Origin of the sequence: Lactobacillus sp. UMNPBX19, from assembly GCF_002553805.1 — a bacterium.
GTDB lineage: Bacteria > Bacillota > Bacilli > Lactobacillales > Lactobacillaceae > Lactobacillus.
In genome coordinates, this window is record NZ_PCYR01000069.1 from 1 (window position 1) to 1,435 (window position 1,435).

Genomic DNA, 1,435 nt, shown 5'->3' on the forward strand with positions numbered 1-1,435 from the left:
CATACACCAGATGAAATCTTTGAAAGAGAATTAGATCTAATCTATCAAGCAGCTTAACTAAAAGTGTTCAATTTATTATTGCAATTTGCGATGATTATTTCTTTAATAATTATTTCAAAGATAATAATCTAGTTAAATTTATAGATCTTATTGATGAACTCCTCTCTTATATACCTGAAGAAACAATTCAAAATAAAGTTGTAAACAACGGATATATATGTCAATTTTCACATTATCATGCTTTCATTTCAAAATTAGACGAATACACAAAAAAAGAAGTTTGTACAAAATTTTCTTTATTAGAACAAAAGGTTAATCATCTAAGATCAAATTTCTCTAATAAAAACAATGATTTAAAATATGCGGTAAATGAAGTTATTCAAACAGTTCAAAAACTTATCTTAGAAAAGAAAATAGATTTTTATTCTCCACATACTAGACAAGAATACTTAGTTCTTGACAAATTTGCTTCTCCAGAGCATCGCAAAACAGTAGTTGATGATGATTTTCAAGTTTATTTTCAATATTCAGTGCCAATAATTTCGGCACGTTGGATCATCAATATTATTTACGAAAAAATGATATTAATGGGATTTACAGTACTAGAAAAGTTTTTTATGAATTACTGTTTAACCAAACGTCATGAAAAATTAAAACTATAATTAATTCGGAGAAAGAATATGAATAAATATAAAATTATCCCTGGAGTTGGAATAATTGGTACTGAAAATAATTATTACATTAGAACAGTATCATCTAATTTTAAGCTCCCTAATAATCCAAAAATTTTAGAAGAAATTAGAACAACCTTACAAAATATAGCTAAAGGAGAAAAAATTAATGCTTCATCATTTATCATTCAATATCTGTTAAGTATTAAAGCAATTACAAATAATCAAAATGATACTTTAAATCCATATATTTATTTTTCTAATTACACAATTTTAGGAGAGAAATTAAATGAAAAATATCATCTTTATAAAAAAGAATCTACCTCTCCAATTTATATTTACTATATTAATGATAATGGGAGATTGCTGATATCAAAACAAAAAATCAGTTTACCGCCTACTATAACTAATATTGAATTATCTAAAGAAATGATAGCTTATTGTGAACAATTTATCTTTAAGAATCTAAAAGGCCTAACAAAGATATCAGAAGATCAGGCACTTACCATCAATGTTTTGGATTATTTACATAATTCTGAAGTTATAAAAATTTCAGATTGTTTATCTAAAAATTTTCCGTAAATTGCAATAATATATTGAATATTATGCTGCTTAGTAGATTCAATCTAATTCTTTTTTCAAAGATTTCATTGAATTTATTAGCTTTCTTAAGAGTAATTTGTATCATGTTTTTTTAAATATTATTAATCGTAAATTGCAATAATAAATTGAACACTTTTAATCAAGCTGCTTGATAGATTAGA

1 protein-coding gene is annotated in these 1,435 nt (G+C 24.3%); it reads left to right on the top strand.

The genetic code is table 11. From position 1 onward, the window contains the following. Positions 1–680: 680 nt before the first annotated feature. The gene (locus tag CP370_RS09065; protein ID WP_087713420.1) at positions 681–1,253 is read left to right on the top strand and encodes a hypothetical protein; all 573 of its coding nucleotides are present in this window, start codon (positions 681–683) and stop codon (positions 1,251–1,253) included. Positions 1,254–1,435 lie beyond the last annotated feature (182 nt).

What these genes read in the sequence shown, in the direction of transcription:
- CP370_RS09065 (WP_087713420.1), top strand. Translation starts at nt 681, where the DNA reads ATGAATAAATATAAAATTATCCCTGGAGTTGGAATAATTGGTACTGAA.